This is a genomic window from Bacillus sp. FJAT-22090, assembly GCF_007676755.1.
Lineage (GTDB): Bacteria > Bacillota > Bacilli > Bacillales_A > Planococcaceae > Psychrobacillus.
The window spans coordinates 95,971-117,884 of sequence record NZ_VEBK01000009.1 but is presented as its reverse complement, the minus strand read 5'-3'; the positions used below and the strand labels follow the sequence as shown (position 1 = coordinate 117,884).

General features: G+C 35.8%; 20 protein-coding genes and 1 riboswitch. Of the genes, 11 read left to right on the top strand and 9 right to left on the bottom strand.

What is annotated here, in order from left to right:
* Nucleotides 1–624: 624 nt before the first annotated feature.
* The 3 genes from dapA to FS486_RS12570 form a co-directional block, all read right to left on the bottom strand.
* Nucleotides 625–1,512, bottom strand: coding sequence for a 4-hydroxy-tetrahydrodipicolinate synthase (gene dapA, locus FS486_RS12580; RefSeq protein ID WP_144511895.1), 888 nt, complete (start codon nucleotides 1,510–1,512; stop codon nucleotides 625–627).
* 119 nt (nucleotides 1,513–1,631) lie between these two features.
* Nucleotides 1,632–1,811, bottom strand: a riboswitch (Lysine riboswitch).
* A 155-nt stretch (nucleotides 1,812–1,966) separates the two neighbouring features.
* The gene (locus tag FS486_RS12575) at nucleotides 1,967–2,185 is read right to left on the bottom strand and encodes a small, acid-soluble spore protein tlp (RefSeq protein ID WP_144511894.1); all 219 of its coding nucleotides are present in this window, start codon (nucleotides 2,183–2,185) and stop codon (nucleotides 1,967–1,969) included.
* Nucleotides 2,186–2,263: 78 nt separating this feature from the next.
* Nucleotides 2,264–2,920 (bottom strand): hypothetical protein, encoded by a 657-nt coding sequence (locus FS486_RS12570; protein ID WP_144511893.1) that lies wholly within the window; start codon nucleotides 2,918–2,920, stop codon nucleotides 2,264–2,266.
* Between the two features lie 303 nt (nucleotides 2,921–3,223).
* On the opposite strand from FS486_RS12570, the gene FS486_RS12565 reads away from it, so the two are divergent.
* The gene (locus FS486_RS12565) at nucleotides 3,224–5,590 is read left to right on the top strand and encodes a polyprenyl synthetase family protein (RefSeq protein WP_144511892.1); all 2,367 of its coding nucleotides are present in this window, start codon (nucleotides 3,224–3,226) and stop codon (nucleotides 5,588–5,590) included.
* A gap of 125 nt (nucleotides 5,591–5,715) precedes the next feature.
* Here the strand turns inward: FS486_RS12565 and FS486_RS12560 are convergent, their stop codons facing one another.
* Together FS486_RS12560 and FS486_RS12555 are read right to left on the bottom strand one after the other, a co-directional pair.
* Nucleotides 5,716–6,609, bottom strand: a complete 894-nt coding sequence (locus FS486_RS12560) for an RNA polymerase sigma-70 factor (protein ID WP_144511891.1) — start codon at nucleotides 6,607–6,609, stop codon at nucleotides 5,716–5,718.
* A gap of 4 nt (nucleotides 6,610–6,613) precedes the next feature.
* Nucleotides 6,614–7,894 (bottom strand): phytoene desaturase family protein, encoded by a 1,281-nt coding sequence (locus FS486_RS12555; RefSeq protein WP_144511890.1) that lies wholly within the window; start codon nucleotides 7,892–7,894, stop codon nucleotides 6,614–6,616.
* 212 nt (nucleotides 7,895–8,106) lie between these two features.
* Here FS486_RS12555 and FS486_RS12550 point away from each other — a divergent pair, with 212 nt between their 5' ends.
* On the top strand, nucleotides 8,107–8,811 hold the full coding sequence (locus FS486_RS12550; protein WP_144511889.1) for a DUF421 domain-containing protein: 705 nt from the start codon (nucleotides 8,107–8,109) through the stop codon (nucleotides 8,809–8,811).
* Nucleotides 8,812–8,889: 78 nt separating this feature from the next.
* Here FS486_RS12550 and FS486_RS12545 read toward each other — a convergent pair whose 3' ends face one another.
* Both FS486_RS12545 and FS486_RS12540 read right to left on the bottom strand, forming a co-directional pair.
* Nucleotides 8,890–10,272, bottom strand: coding sequence for a PepSY-associated TM helix domain-containing protein (locus FS486_RS12545; RefSeq protein ID WP_144511888.1), 1,383 nt, complete (start codon nucleotides 10,270–10,272; stop codon nucleotides 8,890–8,892).
* Nucleotides 10,273–10,673: 401 nt separating this feature from the next.
* Nucleotides 10,674–10,964, bottom strand: coding sequence for a phospholipase (locus tag FS486_RS12540; RefSeq protein ID WP_260858106.1), 291 nt, complete (start codon nucleotides 10,962–10,964; stop codon nucleotides 10,674–10,676).
* 169 nt (nucleotides 10,965–11,133) lie between these two features.
* Between FS486_RS12540 and FS486_RS12535 the strand changes: the two genes are divergently transcribed.
* The 3 genes from FS486_RS12535 (at nucleotide 11,134) to FS486_RS12525 (ending at nucleotide 13,782) form a co-directional block, all read left to right on the top strand.
* Nucleotides 11,134–11,835, top strand: coding sequence for a YwaF family protein (locus tag FS486_RS12535; RefSeq protein WP_260858105.1), 702 nt, complete (start codon nucleotides 11,134–11,136; stop codon nucleotides 11,833–11,835).
* An 89-nt stretch (nucleotides 11,836–11,924) separates the two neighbouring features.
* A complete protein-coding gene (locus FS486_RS12530; RefSeq protein WP_144511887.1) occupies nucleotides 11,925–12,977 on the top strand; it encodes an LLM class flavin-dependent oxidoreductase in 1,053 nt (350 codons plus the stop codon).
* Between the two features lie 70 nt (nucleotides 12,978–13,047).
* Nucleotides 13,048–13,782, top strand: a complete 735-nt coding sequence (locus FS486_RS12525; RefSeq protein WP_144511886.1) for a class I SAM-dependent methyltransferase — start codon at nucleotides 13,048–13,050, stop codon at nucleotides 13,780–13,782.
* 11 nt (nucleotides 13,783–13,793) lie between these two features.
* On the opposite strand, the gene FS486_RS12520 is transcribed toward FS486_RS12525, so the two are convergent.
* Nucleotides 13,794–14,174, bottom strand: a complete 381-nt coding sequence (locus FS486_RS12520; protein WP_144511885.1) for an SLAP domain-containing protein — start codon at nucleotides 14,172–14,174, stop codon at nucleotides 13,794–13,796.
* Nucleotides 14,175–14,280: 106 nt separating this feature from the next.
* Between FS486_RS12520 and FS486_RS12515 the strand changes: the two genes are divergently transcribed.
* A complete protein-coding gene (locus FS486_RS12515; protein WP_144511884.1) occupies nucleotides 14,281–14,436 on the top strand; it encodes a DUF1540 domain-containing protein in 156 nt (51 codons plus the stop codon).
* A gap of 156 nt (nucleotides 14,437–14,592) precedes the next feature.
* Nucleotides 14,593–15,099, top strand: coding sequence for a YbaK/EbsC family protein (locus FS486_RS12510; protein ID WP_144511883.1), 507 nt, complete (start codon nucleotides 14,593–14,595; stop codon nucleotides 15,097–15,099).
* A 47-nt stretch (nucleotides 15,100–15,146) separates the two neighbouring features.
* Here the strand turns inward: FS486_RS12510 and FS486_RS12505 are convergent, their stop codons facing one another.
* On the bottom strand, nucleotides 15,147–15,518 hold the full coding sequence (locus FS486_RS12505) for a hypothetical protein (protein WP_144511882.1): 372 nt from the start codon (nucleotides 15,516–15,518) through the stop codon (nucleotides 15,147–15,149).
* Between the two features lie 380 nt (nucleotides 15,519–15,898).
* Between FS486_RS12505 and FS486_RS12500 the strand changes: the two genes are divergently transcribed.
* The 4 genes from FS486_RS12500 (at nucleotide 15,899) to FS486_RS12485 (ending at nucleotide 21,897) form a co-directional block, all read left to right on the top strand.
* On the top strand, nucleotides 15,899–16,471 hold the full coding sequence (locus tag FS486_RS12500; RefSeq protein ID WP_144511881.1) for a manganese efflux pump: 573 nt from the start codon (nucleotides 15,899–15,901) through the stop codon (nucleotides 16,469–16,471).
* Between the two features lie 346 nt (nucleotides 16,472–16,817).
* Entirely contained in the window at nucleotides 16,818–19,424 is a 2,607-nt protein-coding gene (locus FS486_RS12495) for a cation-translocating P-type ATPase (protein WP_144511880.1), read from the top strand.
* Nucleotides 19,425–19,495: 71 nt separating this feature from the next.
* The gene (locus tag FS486_RS12490) at nucleotides 19,496–19,972 is read left to right on the top strand and encodes an NUDIX hydrolase (protein WP_144511879.1); all 477 of its coding nucleotides are present in this window, start codon (nucleotides 19,496–19,498) and stop codon (nucleotides 19,970–19,972) included.
* A 68-nt stretch (nucleotides 19,973–20,040) separates the two neighbouring features.
* Nucleotides 20,041–21,897, top strand: coding sequence for a serine hydrolase domain-containing protein (locus tag FS486_RS12485; RefSeq protein WP_260858104.1), 1,857 nt, complete (start codon nucleotides 20,041–20,043; stop codon nucleotides 21,895–21,897).
* Nucleotides 21,898–21,914 lie beyond the last annotated feature (17 nt).

Sequence of the window (21,914 nt, the reverse complement as noted above, 5' to 3'; positions counted from 1 at the left end):
TTTTTCTTTTTGTCTACAAAAAGCCTTACACAAACTTTTATACACTATCCATAACGAGTCAGCATCCAAGCATAAAGTTCCGTCCATTCATAATATTGCGCATATGGTCTATAAAGTTGCGAGTAACGACTAAGATGTTGCGCAAATTTAATGGACGATCTAATCCATGTAAATTAAGCGGAGACTTCAAGTAAAGTGCATGGCAATCAGTGTCCGCAAGCCCTTACTTGAAGAATTGGTTGCGCTCGTTGTCAATTTGGTTGCTTTCCCGCTCAAACTGGTTGCGTTTCGTGTTGAATTGGTTGCTTTCACGAGCTATTTGGTCTCGCTTAGCCATTTTCTAACTTTTAATGGATATTATATACAGAGAAAAGCGTCTATTTGGATGGATTGGAGCGAAAAGGACGGCGACTCCAGTGGAATCAAGTGAGTAAGATGAGACTTCACAACGAACGCGCAAGCGGGCGGTGAAGGCTCATCACTCACCCCATGGAAAGCGTCCGTCCTGCAGCGGAAATCCAAGCGGACACTTCCTTAAGACACACTTTCCCTATAGTAGGGCATTAAACATTAATTTATATATGTTGTACGATTTGGAAAAACTACGACAATCAATACCATGATTTATGAATTTACTATTTCCTGTTGTGTTGCTAATACGCTTTGCAAGGTATCTAGCTCTTCACCAGTTAAAGGTATCATAGGTAAACGGACACCGCCGACAGGGATTCCCTTTACATTTAAAGCTGCTTTAACAGGTGTTGGGTTTGGAGCAGCAAATAGTGCTTTCATGATTGGCAGTAGTCTGCGATGATCTCTAGCTGCTTCTTGGATATTACCGCTCATGAAATTTGCAATCATCGTTTGCATTTCATTTCCGATAACATGGGATGCTACTGAAACTACTCCTGTTCCACCAATCGATAAAACTGGAATTGTCAAGCCATCATCGCCGCTATAAAGCGAAAAGTCTTCAGGGGTATTCTCTATAATTTCAGCCATCGTATCTAAATTACCGCTTGCTTCTTTAATAGAAACTATATTCGGGATTTTAGAAAGACGAACGACAGTTTCTACACCTATATTAACGACACTTCGTCCAGGAATATTATAAAGCATGATTGGTAAGGACGTGACCGCAGCAATTGTCTTGAAATGTTGATACAAACCTTCTTGGGATGGTTTGCTATAGTACGGAGCAACGAGCATAATACCGTCGACACCTGCATCTTCTGCAAGCTTTGTTAATTCTATCGAAGCTTTTGTATTGTATGACCCGGTACCAGCAATTACTGGGACTCTACCATTCACAACTTCCACTGCAAATTGAAATAATTGTACTTTTTCTGTTTCCGTTAACGTTGGAGATTCTCCTGTTGTACCAGATACAACTAAACCTTCTGTACCATTTGCAATTAAATAATTTATTAAATCTTTTGTAGCTTGAAAATCAATTTCACCATTATGATCAAATGGTGTCACCATAGCAGTTAAAACTTGTCCAAAATTCATTTCTTCTCCACATCCTTTTTTTATGATTAAAAATTGAGAGAGAAGGGCAGTAGTAATTAGACGCAAAAAAGCAACAACGAGGGCTCGTTGTTGCAGTAGAAATAATTTACTATTTCTGTGCGTAAGATAGCCCTCCATATAGTTTCCCATATGACAATTCTGTGTTTGTTCAACAACAGAACCAGCTTCAAGAAAAATGAGATTCTATCCGCTTCGGCAAATTCCCCTTTCCACAATTGTCATAGGATCTCATTATCCTCAAAATGTGTACTAATGGTCTTTGCGCCTCTATCCTTACTTCAAAAATTTTTGAAATAAGAGAATATTTAATTACACATAATAATACTCGTATTCAAATGCAATTGCAAGAACACTTCTCTTTTTGTAGTACCGTACTGTTCGGCCGCAAATATATAAAGGATACCTCAAGAGGTACCCTTTACTAAGATTTTTCTCATACATATCCTTTTATAGACTCGGACTGCGCCTCTAAATCATTTTTCATATCCTCTATATTTTCTTCTCGTCGAGCATTTTTCTCCTTGATCGCAGCGAGTTCTTTCCCATCAGCGAACTCCATTGCTGCTTCTGCTGCTTTCTTATTTTCAATTGTTTTCTTTAGTCTTTCTTTTCTGTTAGCAGGATCATTAGAACCAGGGCTATTTCTTTCCATATTCTTTCCTCCTTTCTGGAATGTTCAATATGTAGTATTCCCTTGTTAAATAAAATTATATCACCAGTTTAAGGAAGCTCATTTATCGAAAAGATTATATAGAAACTCCCACTTTTCACTGTTCATCAATTCCTCATGCGGTAATTCGAATCCTCCACCTAGAAATATCATCTTGTCTTTTATGCCGATTACCATCGCTTCAATTGAAGTATCTTGGTCATTTTTTCTATATATATCGCCTATTGTTGGGAATAGTTCATCATTAATAACTGTTTGTTCATATAAATTGCTCTCATCTATATTTTGGTTGTCTTGATATTCAATTGGATTACTGTTGTCGGTGCGACCAACGAGCATCAATAAATATTCCTTATGCCCAATCCCATTAGAATTGTTTGTCGTAACACCTTCATCTTCCACCACGGCCACTTCTTCAATCTCATTTAGTGAATAATGATCGAGATAATCGGGATTTGGATTAGTAATTAAGATAAAATCCCCTTCCTTAGCTTTTCTGTCTTTACTAAGGGTGTATATTTTTCTATTGAAAATAAAGCTATCAAGTGCTTTTGGATTATATTTTTCTACTTCTGCTGCGCTACATAAGTGTTGTGTTAGATCCCTCAGTCTCATTAGATGAACAGACTGTTTATACATAGGCTTTACCGAATAAACTCGGTGTAATTCATTTTTATAATAGACAAATTGTCCTTTTCTTACCTGAAATAGCTTCACAGATAACACACCCTCCAATAATTAACATTAATCATCTCTTATTAACTATCATTTACTTCGTCTTAGTATATCACCGATCCATTAAAACTAAACCATCACAAGAAAGCCCTATTTAAATTGCTTTCGGTAAAAAAATAGGAATTTAGGAATTTACATTAGAATAGATTGTTAATTAGGAGTCGAGCAGTGGGAAAGAAACTGAAGAGAAAAATCAGATGTTATAATAGAAAATATTATATTGTAGATAGAAATATGGTGTTGGATTTTTTCGAAATAGAACAGGAATTGAAGGTGAATTATGGTATGAACGAGAAGACAGTGATAAATGCCAATGAATGTTATCGACAAGCAGAGTTAAAAGCATCCCATTATTTTATATTACTTAATGAACAAGTCATTCAAAAAACGTATGTCGCAGCTCTAACTACAGATATACAAGTGTGGAAACATAACCACATTCACCATCATCCTTTATTGTCTCTATTTTCGAGGAGAAGAGGAAAACCCAATACTAAAGGGTATCAACAATATATTCAATGGTTAAATTACACTGGTAAACTAGATAATTATCTGCATCGAAGTATTTCGTATATTTTTTTGAGGGATTTGAGCAAGGTTCTAGATTCCTCTGTTACACAGAAAAGAATTCGGCACGTAGTAGAAGATTTGAAAAATCACTTAACAAACGGGGATAATAGCGAGTCTTTTAACATGGCTAGATTATACAGATTTGCACAGAAACAAGGGGTGGAATCGAGTCTAATTTGGTTGGTCAATAAACTAAAAAATGTCTCTTCCCATATTCCAAAAGGTATGGATGCTGATCAAGCCCAAAGAAAACTTATTAAAATAATTGCTGGTGTTATTATGCAAGAACTAGAAGAGATGGACGATGAAACACCTCCATATGAACGTAGTAAGAGACTAGACAAAGCAATCAGGCTTGGTTATTCATATGGTCTGACTTATCCATTTATTGATGATCTTCTCGATGCAAAAATACTATCTGCTCAAGAGGAAAAACAATATTCAGATTTGATACGGACAACACTTATAACTGGTGCTGTGCCAGAAATAGGTGAGTGGGTTGGAAATAACGAGGATTTGATCAGATATATTCATTCCGAACTTAAATATGCTTTTGAGTATATAAGCGCTCATCAGCGTGAAGAGACAAAAATAGGTTTTTACGAGCAATCCTATGTGTTTTTTAATTCCCAGGAAGTGGATCGAGTGAAGGAACTCTCTAATCCTAACTACACGAACGAAGAGCTCTACATACCAATTATTTTAAAATCCTCTGCTTCTCGTTTAATTGTCCGTTCAGTAATTGGAGCCTCTGAAGATACCGATTTGGATAACCGAACTTTTTTTTACGGTATTTACAATCAGCTTGCGGATGATTTTGCAGATATGTTTGACGATAGGGAAGAAGGTGCAGTAACTCCTTATACCTATTATTTGAAGTATCACAAGACACGTTCGGATCTTATTAATCCCTTCGAATTATATTGGACAGTTATATTCAATTTAATTCATAACGTATATAACTCTGATAAGTCGACTTGTGAGGTTATATTAGATCGGGCAATAAATGGATTGAAACGCTATAAAGAACGAGTGGGTACGACAAAATACAATGAAGTTATGAGTATATTTGCTAGTGGTAATCCTACATTTAATAAACTTATCCAAGGCATGGTTCGTAAAGCAGATGACGTAGACTTTTTCGACAAGCTACTTCGCGATCATATGATTACTATTTTGAGAAATGAGCGGTCAGAAAAAGAGGAATTTATAAATACGGTTAAAGACTTACGCAAACAGATCAACAACAACCTGAATATACCTAAAATGGAGAATATGCTTTTAACAGAAGAGCAAATAATCGATGCTGCTAATTATAGTTTAGAAGGTGACGGAAAGCGTTTAAGACCAATAGTTGCTTGGTTCGTGGGGATAAACATATATGGATTAAATAGTATGGCTATTGAGCCACTTTTAAAATCATTGGAATATATGCACACAGCATCATTAATATTTGATGATCTGCCATCTCAGGATAATGCGACTACACGTAGAGGACGTCCGACCCTTCATGAGGTATATAGCATTGCTGTTGCAGAATTAACCGGTCTATTTCTAACACAAAAGGCTACAGAGGAACAAGCGTCACTTGATAAATTCGATTCCAAGGCTGTACTACAACTGGTTAAGTACTCTGCACAAACAACCGCAAGTATGTGCAGAGGTCAAATGATGGATTTGGATACTAAAGGGAAACAATTAACAATAGAACAGCTGAACACGATGTGTTTTTATAAAACCGGAATAGGATTCGAAGCTTCTCTCATAATGCCCGCCATTCTTGCCCAGGCTAAAGAGGAAGAAATGGACTATTTAAAAAAGTTTGCTCGTCATGCTGGCATTGCATTTCAAATTAAAGATGATCTGCTAGATGTTGAAGGAGATGCAAGCTTACTAGGAAAACCAATTGGCCAGGATGTGGAAAATAATACTTCCAATTTTGTATCTATATTAGGTGTAGAAGATGCCAAAAAAGAGATGTGGGAAAATTACTGTATTGCATTGGAAACTCTGGAAGAGGTGCCACGTAATACGGCATTTTTAAAGCATTTTTTGGATTATGTTATAAATCGTGATAAATAAGAGTGTGAATATATAAATCTCCCAGCGATAGCCAAAAATATACGCTAGACATTCAAAAAGAGACTACCCGCATGAATTATACTTCAGTGGACGGGAGTCTCTTCTGAGGAAACAATAAAGGTCCATCAATCTATATGAAAGGGTAAAACATAAACTGTTTGAAGATTCAACTTATCCGGATTCAACGTAATGTAAAGTTCTTCAATTTTATCATCTCTAATGTAAAAGCTAATAACACTGTGTAGATTATTATTCAAGAAATTTAATATTGCAGGTTGCCCATTAACATTCTTAATATCAAAATAATAATCTGTGGTTGTTTTCTTTGCTATCCCATATAAAAATGCTAGTACATTTGGCAAAGAGTTGATAGGGCGTATGGCTGCTCTAACTTTTCCTCCTCCGTCTGAATACAGGATGATATTATCGGATATAAGCTCCAGCAGTGTATTCATTTGTTGTTGTTCGAAAGCTTGTATGAATCGGTCAATAATAGACTTGTTATTTTCATAGCTTAGACTTTCACTCTCTATACGATTGACTTTTTGCTTTGCTCGGCTGAATATCTTCCGGCAGTTTTCTTCTTTCTTATCTAAGAAATTTGTGATTTCCGAATAAGAAAAGTCAAAAACTTCTCTTAATATAAGAACTGCTCTTTCATCTGGAGTCAAATGTTCCATCATCCGCAAGTAAGCGATACTCAATCCTTCTTTTTGAAGAATTGCCTCAGAGGGATTGAGGCCATGTATATCCGTGAGCAATAAAGGTTCAGGATTCCATTGGCCAACATATTCTTCTCGCCTGTGTCGGGAAGATCTTAAGCTATCTATACAGCGATTTGTCATCATCTTGCAAAGATACGCTTTCATATTTTCAATTTTTATCTCATCGACTTGATACAACTTTAAAAAAGTTTCATGTACAAGATCTTCGGATTCTACTACAGATCCCAGCATACGATATCCTATGGAAAACAATAACGGTTTATACTGTAGGTAAACTTCATGGCTAATTTGCATAACTTCACCTCTGTTCTTTTTTTATTATTTCCTCAGCAGCTTGTTTCGCGCTACTTACTGCTCCTTCTGACAGTATGGAATGGAATGAGACCCAATCCCCTGCTAAGTATAATCCTGCTTCATTCAACATAGAACGCTGTAACTTTTGTTTATCCCCAATTTGAGGTAGGCGTTGGTTGACCGTAATAGAAGGCATAAAACGACTTGATATTTTGTAATCTTGCCAACCTGGTTGTATCTTTTCTAAAAACTGTTCAAGCTCTTTTTTAAGTTCTTTTCCATCTATGTTATCATCCGGGTGTAGGTATTTAAATACGTGTAGTACAATGGTATTTTCGTTTTCGGAAAGAATAGCAGAATTTGAATGGACGGAATAGTAAAAGGGCTCTGTTATTTCCATTGCAAATAGTTGATTTGGTTTAGGTAGCTGTGTTAGAGCGATATCTAAAGTGGCCCCCTTTACAGGTACTATTTGGGCAAAGGAATCCATCTGCGTTTGTGTAATATTTCCCCCTAACATTTTCGCGAGCTCCTGAGGTCCCGTGGTGCTAAGTACATACTTACATGTTAGTTTCTCATCATTGGATAGTAATAAGTCCGTATAATTATTTTTTACTAGTTTAACTTCTTTTACAGTAGTACCTGATTTTATTTGAACTCCTGAAATGACCGCTTTGTTGTGGAGTTGGTCAATAATTGTTTGCCAGCCTCTATCAATATAAAATACTCCTCCTAGAGCCATCTTTAAATGGGTAATGATGACGCTAGCACTTACTTTTTCTGGGGCATGACAATAGGTTGCTAGCCTACCTAGTATTAAGAGTAAAGCTTGAACATTATTTGAAGTGGCAGTCTGGTGAACCCATTGTTGAAATGTTCGTTCAGAGAGCCTTTCGACTTTCACGTTTTTAATTTTCAATAATACTTTTAACCATTCTATACGTTCTTGCCAGTTCAAAAACCCTGTTGTAAATACTCCTAAAGGATTAAAAGGAGCATTATATTTAACTTTCCCATCCATTAATAATCCATTGAGTTTAGGTGATCTTCCATTTAGTTCTATGCCCAAATCTTGAAGAATAGGTATAACATTTCCTTTAGTATATAGAGCATGTGGACCTAGATTAAAAAATTCATGGTTTATCTGAATCGTTCTGGCTCTACCACCAGTTTTTTTATCCTTTTCTATGATTAATATAGACATCCCTGTTCTAGCCAAATAATTAGCTGCCACATAACCCGCCAACCCACCACCGATTATTGCAACATCCCACTTGTTTTCCAAAAAAATCCCCCCTATGTTGTTTCATAATTTAAGACGGGGTAGGTACGCAAGTTGTGACACTTAAATAAAATCAATTTCTAAATTGGTTGTATGACCCATTATTATTCAAAGGAAGATAAGATAGCTTATCATTTCCGTTCTAAAATTATGTACTATATCATGGGACATTTGGTGATAACTAATGGAAGTACAGGGGAATGGGGAGGAGCAGAATGAGTGTTCTAAATATAACAATTGAACTAACGGTTGGTTTTTTTCTTCTCTTTTTTATCGTCAAATTTGTAGGAAAGAAAATTATTAAACAAATAAGCCCATTTACTTTCATTGCTGCGATTGTATTAGGAGAATTACTCGGAAATGGCTTGTATCAAAAGGATATAGGATTATCTTACATCATTTACACAATGGCTTTATGGAGTATCTTACTATTTGTCGTAGAATTTCTCGGGCAAAAGTTTTTAACGGTCCGTGGCTTTTTTGAAGGAAAACCTTCCGCCCTTATAAAAAATGGAAGGATAGATCGAGAAGAATTAAAGAAAAATCGAATGAACCTCAATCAATTACAAAGTCTACTTAGACAAAGTGAAACATTTTCTGTACGAGAGGTTGCATATTGTTATTTAGAAGCAAATGGATCCTTAAGTATTATGAAAAAATCCAAATATCAAAAGACTACACAAGAAGATTTGAACTTAGCTTCCATACCTGTTTATATTCCAGTCACACTTATTCGAGACGGTAAAGTGTTATGGGATGAAATTAATGACTTGGGTTTTGATGAAACCTGGTTAACGGCTCAACTTGCTGAGAAAGGTATTTCTGGCTATGAGGACATTCTTATCGCAGAATGGTTGGAAGGGGATGGGCTTTTTGTACAACTTCTACGAGAGATACCATCTTCCTCCGATAGAGGATAAGCAGTTCTCATTAAAAAATGGTAGCACAAACCATGGAAATGATTTGTACTACCATTTTTTATTCGCTTATTCTTTTTATCAAAACGATTTATTAATATTGCTAGTTTTATTCTTTTGCAATAGATTAATAATTAATTCTATTAAAGCAATTACTATTAGGGACAATCCAAAAAGTGGCATTATTATACCGAGAATAACTAATAGAATAATGAATCCTACAAAACTTTTTCCCATCGGAATTTTTGGGGGAGCTGACAATTGTCCTTTTACTTTTCTATCTAGCCACATCTTGTATCCCCATATAATTATTGTTAAAAATGCCAAACAAACGACTAGATTGATTATTTTATTTGGCCAACCAAATAGATGTCCTTCATGTAAAGGGATTCCCCATGTGAACCATTTTCCTAAAATACCGTAATCTTCGTAGCCAACTTGTGAAATTAGCTTGCCGCTATATTGATCAAAGTAGATGGTCACTTCCTCATATGGACTAACATCTAAACCGGTGACACCTGTATTACTCCCTTTTGATACGGTATATACATCGTCTGCACTCATTGGATAAACGATGGAATATGGTTTGGAAATTTGTGATTCGTCAACTTTTTCCATCAGCTGTTGTACACTCATCATATTGTCGTGATTAGTCATATTAGTCATCCCGGCCATCCCATTATGGTGGGCGTGAGCATCACTTGAGGTAGGAGCTTCATTTTTACGAGTAGCCCAAGGAATTTCATTGATCTCTGATGTGGGAGGAACTTGTTGTAATTCTGGAATACCAATGGATGGATGAGATTGTGCCACTGAAGATATGAAGTTCCCCATAAGAGCCGACCAAGGTAAACCAGTAAAGATCAAAACAACCATTGGAATAGCAACTATAGTACCAGTAATAGAATGAAGTTTTTTATGTTTCTGTCTCTTATTATTGGTTCCTTTCTGTCTTCTAAAGATTTTACCTTTCAATGACATGTAAACACCTGAAATAAGTAGAAATATAGCCCAACATGCAGCTAGTTCAACTAAATAGTTTACAACTGTTCCACCAATAAATAAGGAACTATGTAAACTTCTCATTATATTGGAATAAGTAGATGCTACGTTCTGACTACCTACAATCTGATTATGATTATCAATGAAGACATATTTTTGCTTGCCTTCTGTATTGGTCAGAGTAAATCTTGTATTGTAATCATTATCCAAAACACTTACTTTTGTTACATGATAACCGTCATATTCTCTTTCCGCTTTCTCTATTGCTTCATCTATAGAAACACTTTCGTTGTTGTTGCTATTACCGAAAAACAAATCTTCATAAATTTGATTTTCAACGTCTGTGTAGAATAAATAACCTATCCCACTAATTGTTAGCGTAATCAGTAATGGTGCAATAAATATTCCTGCATAAAAGTGCCAACGCCAAAAAATATTATAAAAACGCTTTTTATTCCTCAAACTGCTTCCCCCATGTCATTAGTAGTTCATTAATTTTAATGTAGTTTGAATTCCTGACTCGAATTTCATTTTATAAAATAGTTGTGAAATTTGATTGAAATATCAATAATGAGTAGTACTTCATTAGGTGATGGGCAAAGCATACTGCTTAAATGATAAGGTTTACCTTATTATTAGCGTTAATTTCATCTTGACGTTTGCATGTAATCCATGTTTATTTAGCTGATTCTGTTTTCAATTATCAGTTTTGTAAAGGTTGATTGGTGCATAGGGCAGAGACTCCAGTAGGACCAGTACGAGCTGGAAGCCGTGCCCACGAAAAAGCATCCACTCAGAGCGGAAATCAACGGTATATCTGTGTTCTGTTTTTAAAGGACCGTGCGTCTTTTTGCCCGGTTTTTTTATTTTCTAGAACCTTTACATGTGAAAGCCGTTTGTACTTTCATATAATTATAAAGCATACGGGCATGTCTTCCTTTTTGGGTATGACTATTTATCTTCGGCTGTAGTTTCCGGAGAAACTCACGGTCACATTCACACCGATTATTTCCTCTGCTATAACATTCATCATGGGCTTTACAAGCTGCATCTATATCATTTATAGGAGCACCGGGTCCACTACAACCTGGACCACACCAATTATACCCAGGCAAAACACAGAAACCGCGCCTTCTATTTCGTCTACGTGTCAAATCAAATACCCCCTTAGATTTTGATATATTTTTTATAATCTATTCACAAAAACTGTTAATGTATATACTTCAACCTAGTTGGCTAATGTCTATTGTTTTTTGGGTAAAGGAATTTTCTAAGTTGGAAACGAATAGTTAAGGAAGGAAAGTAAAAAAGGATGGTGATAAATTGGATCCCCCATTCGAGATGTTTTCATTCGCACATTTGTTAGCAATAGTGACGCTGTTCTTATTAGCGCTTCTACTATTTTTTATAAAAAAGATGAATTTGATGCAATTTGAGAAAGTTCGCCCATTAGAAGTCCTTTTTGGCATATCGTTATTAGTCATGGATATCTTTTATCATGTTTGGATGATTCAAGCCGGAAGATGGGATTGGAGCAGTTCTTTACCGCTCGAACTGTGCAGTATTAGTTTAGTTATGGCCATTATCCTATTATGGACACGGAACAAGCATGTATATGATTTTGTATTTTTTGCTGGAATCGGTGGTGCTCTACAAGCTGTAGCAACACCAGTTTTAGATATAGGTTTTCCTCATTTCAGATATTTTCACTTTTTTTACACGCATGCTGGCATCATTCTAACGGCACTTTACTTCACGTGGGTGAGAGGGTACCGTCCGACCTTTAAAGGAATCGTTAAAACAATGATCGCTTTAAATATTTTGTTGCCATGTGTTTTTACCGTCAATTATTTTCTGCAAGGGAACTATATGTTTTTAAACAAAAAACCTATAAATGGAAGTCTTCTAGATTTTTTAGGACCCTATCCTTGGTATATACTATCTTTAGAAATTGTGGCATTCATCATTTTCTCTTGTTTATGGTTTCTTTTTAGAAGAAAAGAACATGAGAATGCGGAAAGTTGACTTTGAATATTTATAGCCCTTAAAATAATGCGATACATAAGTATAAGGCTATAAACGGCATACTAAGTAATATTGAGGGGGCAAATCTAATGGAAATAGGAATTACAACATTTGTGGAAACAACTCCAGATGTAAAAACTGGAAAAGTAACTAGCCATGCTAAGCGTATTCGTGAGGTCGTGGAAGAAATTGTATTAGCGGATCAAGTAGGCTTAGATATCTTTGGAGTAGGAGAGCATCATCGAAAGGATTATGCAGCTTCTGCACCGGCAGTTCTTCTAGCAGCAGCAGCTTCGCAGACAAAGCAAATAAGATTAACAAGCGCAGTTACGGTACTTTCTTCTGATGACCCAGTGCGAGTATTTGAGGAGTTTTCTACATTAGATGCTATATCTAATGGTCGTGCGGAGATCATGGCGGGACGTGGTTCATTTATCGAATCGTTCCCACTGTTTGGATATGACTTAAAGGACTATGATGAATTGTACGAAGAAAAGTTAGATTTGCTTTTAAAAATACGTGAATCTGAAATGGTTACATGGAATGGCAAACATCGAGCTGCTATTCAAAATCGTGGAGTTTATCCACGTCCTGTACAAGACCCACTACCAATTTGGATTGCCAGCGGTGGTACCCCACAGTCTGTTGCACGAGCAGGTTTCCTTGGATTGCCACTTGTGTTAGCTATAATTGGAGGCAGCCCATTACAGTTTGAACCACTCGTTAAGCTTTATAAACAAGCTGCAAGCCAAGCAGGGCATGATGTATCAAAGTTGACAGTTGCATCACACTCACACGGTTTTGTAGCCGAAAGTACAGAAACCGCAGTGGAGAAGTTTTTTCCACCGACACAACAAGCAATGAACGTTTTAGGAAGAGAACGAGGATGGGGTCCGTATACCCGTTCAACCTTTGATGCTGCACGTAGCCTTGAAGGAGCCTTATACGTAGGGGATGTGGAGACGGTAGCTGAAAAAATTATTTTCCTTCGTAAAAACGTCGGTATCACACGGTTTATGCTTCATGTACCAGTAGGTTCAATGCCTCATGAAGATGTAATGAAAGCAATTGAACTATTAGGTAAAGAGGTAGCACCGATAGTTCGTGCAGAAATAGACAGATGGGAAGCTGATGAAAGGTAAATGAAATTAGTATTGCTCAGCAAATTATTTTAATTGCCGATGAAACAGTAAGTGACTGGAGAAATGAAAAATGAAACAAAACAAATACGATGATCCTATATTTTTTCAAAAGTATAGCCAAATGAGTCGATCTCAAAAAGGGCTTGAGGGTGCGGGAGAATGGCACGCACTTGAGAAAATGTTACCAGATTTTAAAAATAAGCGTGTTTTAGATTTGGGATGTGGTTATGGATGGCATTGTCGATATGCCGTCGAGCATGGTGCTGTTCAAGTTACAGGGGTTGATATTTCAGAAAAGATGCTGAAGGTCGCAAAGGAGACCACTGACGCCAGTACTATCCAGTATATTTGTCAACGAATCGAAGATATAAACTTTCCAGCTAACTCTTTTGATGTAGTCGTGAGTTCGCTTGCCTTACATTATATTGAATCCTTTAACGATATTTGTGCAAAAGTTAAGCATTGTCTTAAAGACGGTGGTGTTTTTGTATTCTCGGTAGAGCATCCGATTTTCACGGCGCAAGGGAAACAGGATTGGTATTATGATGAGAAAGGGAATATTTTGCATTGGCCAGTTGATAATTACTTGACGGAGGGATTGCGTAAAGCGAACTTTTTAGGTGAAGAGGTTTCGAAATACCATAGGACGATGACAACTTACATAAACGATCTAATTAAAGCAGGCTTTGAAATAACGGGGCTTATAGAGCCAGAACCTGCTGAAAGTCTATTAAACAGTGTCCCAGGAATGTTAGATGAGTTGCGCCGTCCAATGATGTTACTTATTTCTGCAAGAAAAAAGTGATGCATACAAAGTTATCTAATTACAGTTAAAATTCCATTTTGTAAAACGGATACGTCTGCTAAACTTTCAAGAGGAAAAATGCACGTCCATGGCATACTCGTTTTGGGTGGGATATTGAGGGCTGGAATGGTAAATGTATGTTTGGCAAGAAGCTTACTATGCTCGGTGTATCCAAGTATAGTTTCATTAAATGAGTATGGATGGTTTGTAAAATTGTGAAGGAGCACAGTCACTAGTAATTCGTTTTTGTAGTTAACTGCTTGCCATAATGGTGAAATTTGAATACGTTCATTATTAAAAGTGTTAGTTTTAATAAAAGTTGCTTCGATTGCTTTGCGATCCTTATTAGACAAAGCCTTGTCCCAAGAAGACTCAAACTTAAGTGTTTGCATTTTAATACCTCCATTCGAAATACTTCTATTTTAACATGATAACTATTAGTTATTCAGTATAATCTACTTCAATTTGTTAAAGCTAGCAAATAAGGAGGTGTGGACTTTGGCTCAAGATGTTCTTTGTGAAGTTAATAACTGTACGTATTGGAGATCTGGAAATAAATGCAATGCTACTGCCATTTATGTCGTAAGTAATAAAGGGAAACAAGCATCCAATAGTGAAGAAACAGATTGCAAAACATTTGAACCAGAAGCTTAATACACCTAGGGCAACTATCTTTTTGGTTGCCCTTTTAAAAAACAACAAAATAATATTTAAACACTACCCAATTCTACGTCGAGGTGACAAAACGAGAATCATTAATGGTATTATTAGATAAATAGTTGAAATATTGAAAATAGAGGGGTGAGACAAATGGCAATTGAAGTAGTAAGAGAATATTTTAGGGAGTTTGGAAAAGATGAGAAAATACTAGAATATGAAGCATCCAGTGCAACCGTTGAACTGGCAGCTCAGGCTTTGCATGTTGAAGCAGCTCGTATCGCAAAGACATTGTCGTTTAAAAAAGAGGAACAGTGTATCTTAGTAGTAGCTGCAGGAGACGCTAAAATTGATAACTCAAAATTCAAAACATCCTTTGGAGTAAAAGCGAAAATGCTTTCACCGGATGAAGTTTTAAAGAAGGTTGGACATGCTGTAGGCGGAGTATGCCCCTTCGGTATTCCAGATGACGTGCTCGTATATTTAGATGTATCCCTAAAACGATTTGAAACTGTTTTTCCAGCTTGTGGGAGCAGTAATAGTGCAATAGAACTCACTTGTGAAGAATTGTATACATATGCTAAAGGACAACAATGGGTAGATGTTTGTAAAGATTGGAATGAAAAAGTTCTTATTAGTCAATCAGAATATACGACATAAATAAAAAGACCACTTTTACAGTTGGTCTTTTTATATTGGAATACTGTTTAATACATCATTGCATAATTTGTAATAGCAATACGAAAAAATTGAGGATCATAATTATAGGCAGTTATAGAGTCAATGGCTATTTGCTGAACTTCTATTTTCCTTTGTTCATCTATATTTTTATCAGCTAATTTTATGACAATTTCTACTTTCTTTCCAGGTAGGATAGTATAATCTAAACTATTTTTCCCATAGCCTTCTTCTTGTATATTTTGTCCAATGTAGCTAATTAAATCATTGTAATTAAATATTTCAGATAAACTATTAACATCTTCAATTGATTCTTTAATTGAATTTATAAATAATACATAAAATATTATCATTATGCTAGAAAAGAATATCCCCAATTTAACTAAATACTTTTTTTTCATCGTATACCTCCAATCTCATATGTATTCCCTAGTATATATACACTCATATAGATATATTACTGCTCGCAAAAGCGGCATGAGAGGATAATAGACTGCCGTATATTGCTTTTTTCTATAAATGAATAATTGTTAATAAAAGTGACAAGAGCCGAGGCAAAATGATTTTATGAAAATGCATAATTAATGCAAAACAACTTCCTGCTACTAGTGTATTGAGAATCGATTAATCGGTTACTCATGATTGGAGATGCGGAAATACTCGATTGGACAGGCTACAAACTTGGCAAACTGAATACCGCCGTATGGCAGAAAATTGGAACCATATATTTTCTTTGGCATATGATTAAATAAAATATTTTTTTAGTGTTAAGGAGGATTTTATGCATTGGTTTACCATTATTCTTATTGGGATGGCTTCAAATTTAGACAATTTAGGAATTGCGCTTGCTTATGGAGTTAAACAAACAAAAATCTCCATTTTTCCAAACCTACTAATAGCGTTTATTTCAATGGTTATCACTTATATAGCTGTAATTGCTGGTAGCACGCTTATTGATTATATTTCCCCATCTAAGGCAAATATCGTAGGGAGTCTTTTATTATGTGGAGTGGGTGTATGGACGCTATTATCTAATAGACCTTCAAGAAGTAAATCTACAAAAAATTTTAAAATTCCAAGTACGGGACAGAGCCATAACATTTCCTATAAGGAAACAATATTCCTAGGGTTTCTGTTATCTCTTAACTGCATGGCTGGAGGAATTGGTATAGGTGCAAATGGTATTTCAGCTATTTGGACAGTTATCTCTATTGGGCTTTTCTCACTCCTAACTATCGGTTTAGGTAGTCACTTTGGTTACTTGCTTAGTAAATCATTTATTGGTAAATATTCAACTTGGATTTCCGGCTACCTAATGATTTTAATAGGTGTATATGAAATCTTTGCGACATAATGACCCCTTGAAGAAAGTTTTGTTATATATTATAAATCCCCGCTATGTCCGCTAAACCTACTCTTTCATTGCCACTCTTCTTTATAATCCGTTTGTCCTGGGTTTTATAGGGGCATAATAGTGTGGCTATTGTTTTTGACAGCGTTACAAAATGATATTCTCATACTGGATTAGAATAACGAATAATATTAGTAAAGTGAAAGTATTATAGAGGGATGGATATCTGAAGGCTCACTCGAATTTATTATTCGAGTTCTGCGAGATTCTACAGCAAGTAGAGTTTTCTTGTGAGTTTTTTTAAAACGCGTATGAGAGTTACCTATTTTTAAAATGAAAGGGGAATCGAATGACCGAATACCACCAACAATCGTCAACAAAAGTCATGGAAATTTTGAACGTGACAAATCAGGGCTTGAGTGATTATGACGTTCAAAACAGACAAGAAGTATATGGTTCTAACGAACTGAAGGAAGGAAAGAGAACGAGTACGCTCGCAGTTTTCTTTGGACAGTTTAAAGATTTATTAGTCATTATTTTAATGATTGCAGCTGGCATCTCTTTTCTGCTAGGAGAAGTGGAAAGTACAATTGTCATTCTGATCGTTATTATTTTAAACTCTATTCTGGGCACTGTTCAACACGTGAAAGCAGAACAGTCGTTGGACAATCTAAAAGCTTTAACCTCCCCGATAGCTAAAGTGATGCGAAATAATCAGCTAGTTGAAATTCCATCAGAAAATATAGTAGTAGGCGATCTTCTCTATTTAGAGGCTGGTGATTATATAAATGCAGATGGAAGATTATTAGAGAGCCATAATCTGCATATAAATGAAAGTTCCTTAACTGGTGAATCATTGGCTATAGAAAAGAATTTTACGCCTATAAAAAAAGATAATGTGACTCTTGGGGATAAGAAAAATATGGTCTTCGCCGGTAGCTTTGTCACTAGTGGACGAGGAATTGTTATTGTTACAGCTATTGGAATGGAAACAGAAATTGGAAAGATTGTACATTTACTCGATAATGCGAAAGAGAAGAAAACACCTTTACAAGTAAGTCTTGATAAATTTGGAGAAAATTTAGCTTTAGGTATTACAATAATATGTCTAGCCATTTTCACTATCGATCTTTTTCGAGGTCGGGAGTTAGTAGAGTCATTTATGTTTGCGGTTTCACTTGCTGTTGCAGCGATACCAGAAGCATTAAGCTCTATCGTTACCATTGTGTTAGCTTTTGGTACCCAAAAAATGGCGAAGGAGAACGCCATTATACGAAAGCTTTATGCCGTTGAAAGCTTAGGAAGTGTCTCTGTAATATGTTCAGATAAAACAGGAACGTTAACTGAAAATAAAATGATTGTTCAACATGTATACATCGATCAAAAAGTCATTCCATATGATCAATTACATATGGGAAATGCTTTGGAGAAAAACTTTCTCTTAAAGGCATTACTATGTAATGACGCCGTAGAAAGAGATCTTAAAGAAATTGGAGATCCTACGGAAATTGCTCTAGTAAAGTTAGGAAAACAATATAATCTAGATGAATTAAGCGTAAGAGCCCAATTTCCAAGAGTAGCGGAGCTTCCTTTCGATTCAAATCGAAAGCTGATGAGCACTGTAAATCATATCGATCATCAATTTATCATGACTACAAAGGGAGCGTTAGATGTTCTCCTATCCAAAGTTGTAAAAATCGAAACATCTAAAGGTATACTTGATATTACAGAAGAACAGCGTAAAAAAATCGTTGAGGCAAATCGTGGTTTTTCTAAGAATGGTTTAAGAGTATTAGCAATTGCATACAAAGAGGTAAGGAAAGATCAAACAATCAATGTAGGGGATGAAAGAGATTTAATCTTTGTAGGATTAGTAGCAATGATGGATCCCCCAAGAAAAGAATCAAAAGAAGCAGTTGAAAACTGTATAAAAGCTGGTATTAAACCAGTGATGATTACGGGTGACCACAAAATAACTGCCACTGCAATTGCGACACAAATTGGTATTTTAACAGATCCAGCAGAAGCAATTGAAGGATATGAAATTGAACGATTAACCGATCAGCAGCTACAAGAAAAGGTTCAAGATTACTCTGTTTACGCACGAGTCACACCAGAACATAAAATCCGTATTGTAAAAGCATGGCAGGAAAAAGGACATGTTGTTGCAATGACAGGAGATGGTGTTAATGATGGACCAGCCTTAAAACAAGCTGATATTGGTGTGGCGATGGGAATTACAGGTACCGAGGTTGCAAAGGATGCCTCCTCGATGGTTTTAACAGATGACAATTTTTCAACGATTGTTAAAGCGATTTCAAATGGAAGAAGCATATATACAAATATTAAAAATGCCATTCTTTTCTTATTATCCGGAAATGCTGGTGCTATCTTTGTTGTATTATATGCAACTGTATTAGGTTTACCTGTCCCTTTTGCACCTGTACATTTACTTTTTATAAATTTACTTACTGATAGTTTGCCTGCAATTGCAATAGGTTTAGAGCCGCATAATAAAAAAACGATGAAGGACAAGCCTAGAGATATTCATACACCATTATTAAACAAAGCATTCACTACCCAAGTAATATTAGAAGGAGTATTAATCGCTATTTCTACTGCAATTGCTTTTCAAATGGGACTAGCAACGGGGGATACATTAACCGGAGCGACCATGGCTTTTGCCACCTTATGTTTGTCACGACTAGTACATGGCTTCAATTCCAGATCGAAGGAATCTATTTTTACGATTGGTTTATTTTCAAATAAATTTACTTGGATCGCATTTTTAATAGGTTTTTTATGTTTACATCTTGTATTGTTTATGCCACTACTGACAGATGTATTTGAAGTAGCATCCATAAGTAAAGTACAATTAGGTTGGATTTATATCTTGTCCTTTATGCCATTCCTAGTTAATCAATGGTATAAAGTATTGTTTGTCAGAAGCAAGTAATTTCATTTTAAAGCCCCGAATTCACTATTATGTGAAATCGGGGTTATATTACATGTAAAAAGGAGAATTATATGGATATTTCATTCAAAACTGTAGAGGGCAGGTTCAATTATCGGGTAGCAGGATTACTAGTACATAATGATAAAGTTCTTATTATGAAAGATGAAAACCAATCCTATTTTTATGTTCCTGGTGGAAGGGTAATGCTTAACGAAACAAGTGAAGATGCAGTAAAAAGGGAAATCAGAGAAGAACTTTCTACAGAAGTCAATGTAAAGCGTATGTTATGGGTGAATGAAAACTTTTTTGTAGAAGATACTTTAACAGAAAAGTTTCATGAGATTTGCTTTTTTTACTTATTAGGGTTGAAAGATGAAAACATTTTAACTAAAGGTAACGAATTTACAATAATAGAAGAAGGCAAAATACATACATATTATTGGAAATGCTTTGATGAACTAAAAAGTATAAATCTATTTCCATTATTTTTAAAGGAGCGAATAACGGAATTACCATTGTCTGTAGAACACATCGTGGAAACGAAATAATGATTTTAAGAATATAGCTAACAGACTAGTAATAGTATGATAGAAACAAAGACAAATGGAGATGGGAAATGAGAAAAGTAATATTGTTTGTTATGTTTATTTTACTTATTAGTCAATTTCCACTAACGGCACTTGCAGCTCCAAACAGGGATGCTACTCCCTCTGGTATCCCATACTCAGAATTAAAACAACGGGTGGATAAATACGCCGCTAATTATATTGGGAAAACAACTACAGGAGCGGCGGTAGCTATTGTGAAAGACGGAGAATTAATCATTAATTCATCGTACGGTTTTGCCAATTTAGAAAAGAAAATTGAAGTCGGTGAGAATACGGTTTTTGAATGGGGATCTGCTACGAAGCTACTTGTATGGACAAGTGTTATGCAACTTGTGGAGCAAGGAAAGCTAAACTTAGAGGAAGATATCCAAACATATTTGCCGCAAGGATTTTTCAATAAACTAAAATATGATACACCTATTACCATGTTAAACCTCATGCACCATGATGCGGGGTGGGAGGATAAATATACCGATTTGTTTTATCTTTCTGCTGAAGACGTAAGTTCTTTAGAGAATACACTACGCATTTCTGAACCTAGTCAGATCAACGAACCGGGTGAGGTTGTTGCCTATTCTAACTATGGTGTTGCGCTTGCGGGCTATATTGTAGAAAAGATCACGGAACAACCGTTTTCTAATTATGTGAATGAACATATATTTGGGGTTCTTGATATGAAGGATACATCCATACACCCTTCACAAGAAGATAATAAGAGTGTTGCTCTGAAAAGGGAATACATCCATGGTTATTTAGGAAATGGAGATAGTGAATTTAGCCGCTCACCGAACGATCGAATATATATTGGTTTGTATCCAGCAGGAAGTGCAATCGGTACAGCGGAAGATGCTGCGAAATTTATCGCAGCATTGATGCCTAAAAAAGGAAAAGACAGTCCATTGTTTGAGAGTAATACTACTTTAAATAAGATGCTTACTACAAGTGACCATTATGACGATGGAATCGCTAGGAATGCTCATGGATTTTGGCATGGGATGTATGCGGTGGATGTGTTAGAGCATGGAGGAAATACGGATAGCTTTTCTAGTAATTTTACTTTTTCTAAGGAAGAAAATTTAGGAGTTATCGTGATGACCAATCAGACTGCTGAATCGGGGCTCAGCTATGGTTTATCTGTTTTAGTATATGGTGATTATGTTTATGAAGATGGTGCGGTAGCATTATCGACTGCCTTTGATTTAGAAGGAAGTTATATGCAGGCCAGACAGGTTTACAAGGGTTTTTCAAAGCTGATGGGTGTTTTTATGACAGGCCATTTGAAGGCGGAGGATGAAACAACTTTTACTTTTTTAAGTATGACGTTCAAACAGGTTGCACCTTATTTATACCGATCTACAGATGAACATAATTTATTTCTTCATTTTTCAAAGTATGACGGTAAAGTGGAAAAAGTATCTATGATGATTTCGGATATGATTCCAATGTCTAAAGGGATGAAGGGATTTGTTATTTTTAGTTGTTTTGCTGCGGTTATTTCCGTTTTGTATTTGTTTGCTTCATTACTAGTAATGATCGTAAATAGTATTGGCAACAGAAGAAAGTCTGTTGTCATCACCCCTATTAAAAAGTGGAGTAATTTAATGAACTTGGCTGGAATCATGGCCTTCTTGAACATGGCAATATTAGCTTATCGAACCCTTTATTACGCATCATATGCATCGTTAAAAATTCACTTCTGGATTTACTATGCGTATATTGCCATTGCTATAATTGGTATAACGATAATTGTCATACAGTGGAAGAAAGTACTATATACAAAAATACAAAACATGCATTATGTAGTATCAAGTATAGTTGCGTTCTTACTCACGGTATTAATCTTTGGATGGGAACTTTATAAGTAAAATAACCTCGTACCTTT

Excerpts from the sequence above, each read along its gene's own strand:
- dapA (WP_144511895.1), bottom strand. The coding sequence starts at position 1,512 with ATGAATTTTGGACAAGTTTTAACTGCTATGGTGACACCATTTGATCAT.
- FS486_RS12575 (WP_144511894.1), bottom strand. The coding sequence starts at position 2,185 with ATGGAAAGAAATAGCCCTGGTTCTAATGATCCTGCTAACAGAAAAGAA.
- FS486_RS12565 (WP_144511892.1), top strand. The coding sequence starts at position 3,224 with ATGAACGAGAAGACAGTGATAAATGCCAATGAATGTTATCGACAAGCA.
- FS486_RS12560 (WP_144511891.1), bottom strand. The coding sequence starts at position 6,609 with ATGCAAATTAGCCATGAAGTTTACCTACAGTATAAACCGTTATTGTTT.
- FS486_RS12550 (WP_144511889.1), top strand. The coding sequence starts at position 8,107 with ATGAGTGTTCTAAATATAACAATTGAACTAACGGTTGGTTTTTTTCTT.
- FS486_RS12530 (WP_144511887.1), top strand. The coding sequence starts at position 11,925 with ATGGAAATAGGAATTACAACATTTGTGGAAACAACTCCAGATGTAAAA.
- FS486_RS12525 (WP_144511886.1), top strand. The coding sequence starts at position 13,048 with ATGAAACAAAACAAATACGATGATCCTATATTTTTTCAAAAGTATAGC.
- FS486_RS12520 (WP_144511885.1), bottom strand. The coding sequence starts at position 14,174 with ATGCAAACACTTAAGTTTGAGTCTTCTTGGGACAAGGCTTTGTCTAAT.
- FS486_RS12510 (WP_144511883.1), top strand. The coding sequence starts at position 14,593 with ATGGCAATTGAAGTAGTAAGAGAATATTTTAGGGAGTTTGGAAAAGAT.
- FS486_RS12505 (WP_144511882.1), bottom strand. The coding sequence starts at position 15,518 with ATGAAAAAAAAGTATTTAGTTAAATTGGGGATATTCTTTTCTAGCATA.
- FS486_RS12500 (WP_144511881.1), top strand. The coding sequence starts at position 15,899 with ATGCATTGGTTTACCATTATTCTTATTGGGATGGCTTCAAATTTAGAC.
- FS486_RS12495 (WP_144511880.1), top strand. The coding sequence starts at position 16,818 with ATGACCGAATACCACCAACAATCGTCAACAAAAGTCATGGAAATTTTG.
- FS486_RS12490 (WP_144511879.1), top strand. The coding sequence starts at position 19,496 with ATGGATATTTCATTCAAAACTGTAGAGGGCAGGTTCAATTATCGGGTA.
- FS486_RS12485 (WP_260858104.1), top strand. The coding sequence starts at position 20,041 with ATGAGAAAAGTAATATTGTTTGTTATGTTTATTTTACTTATTAGTCAA.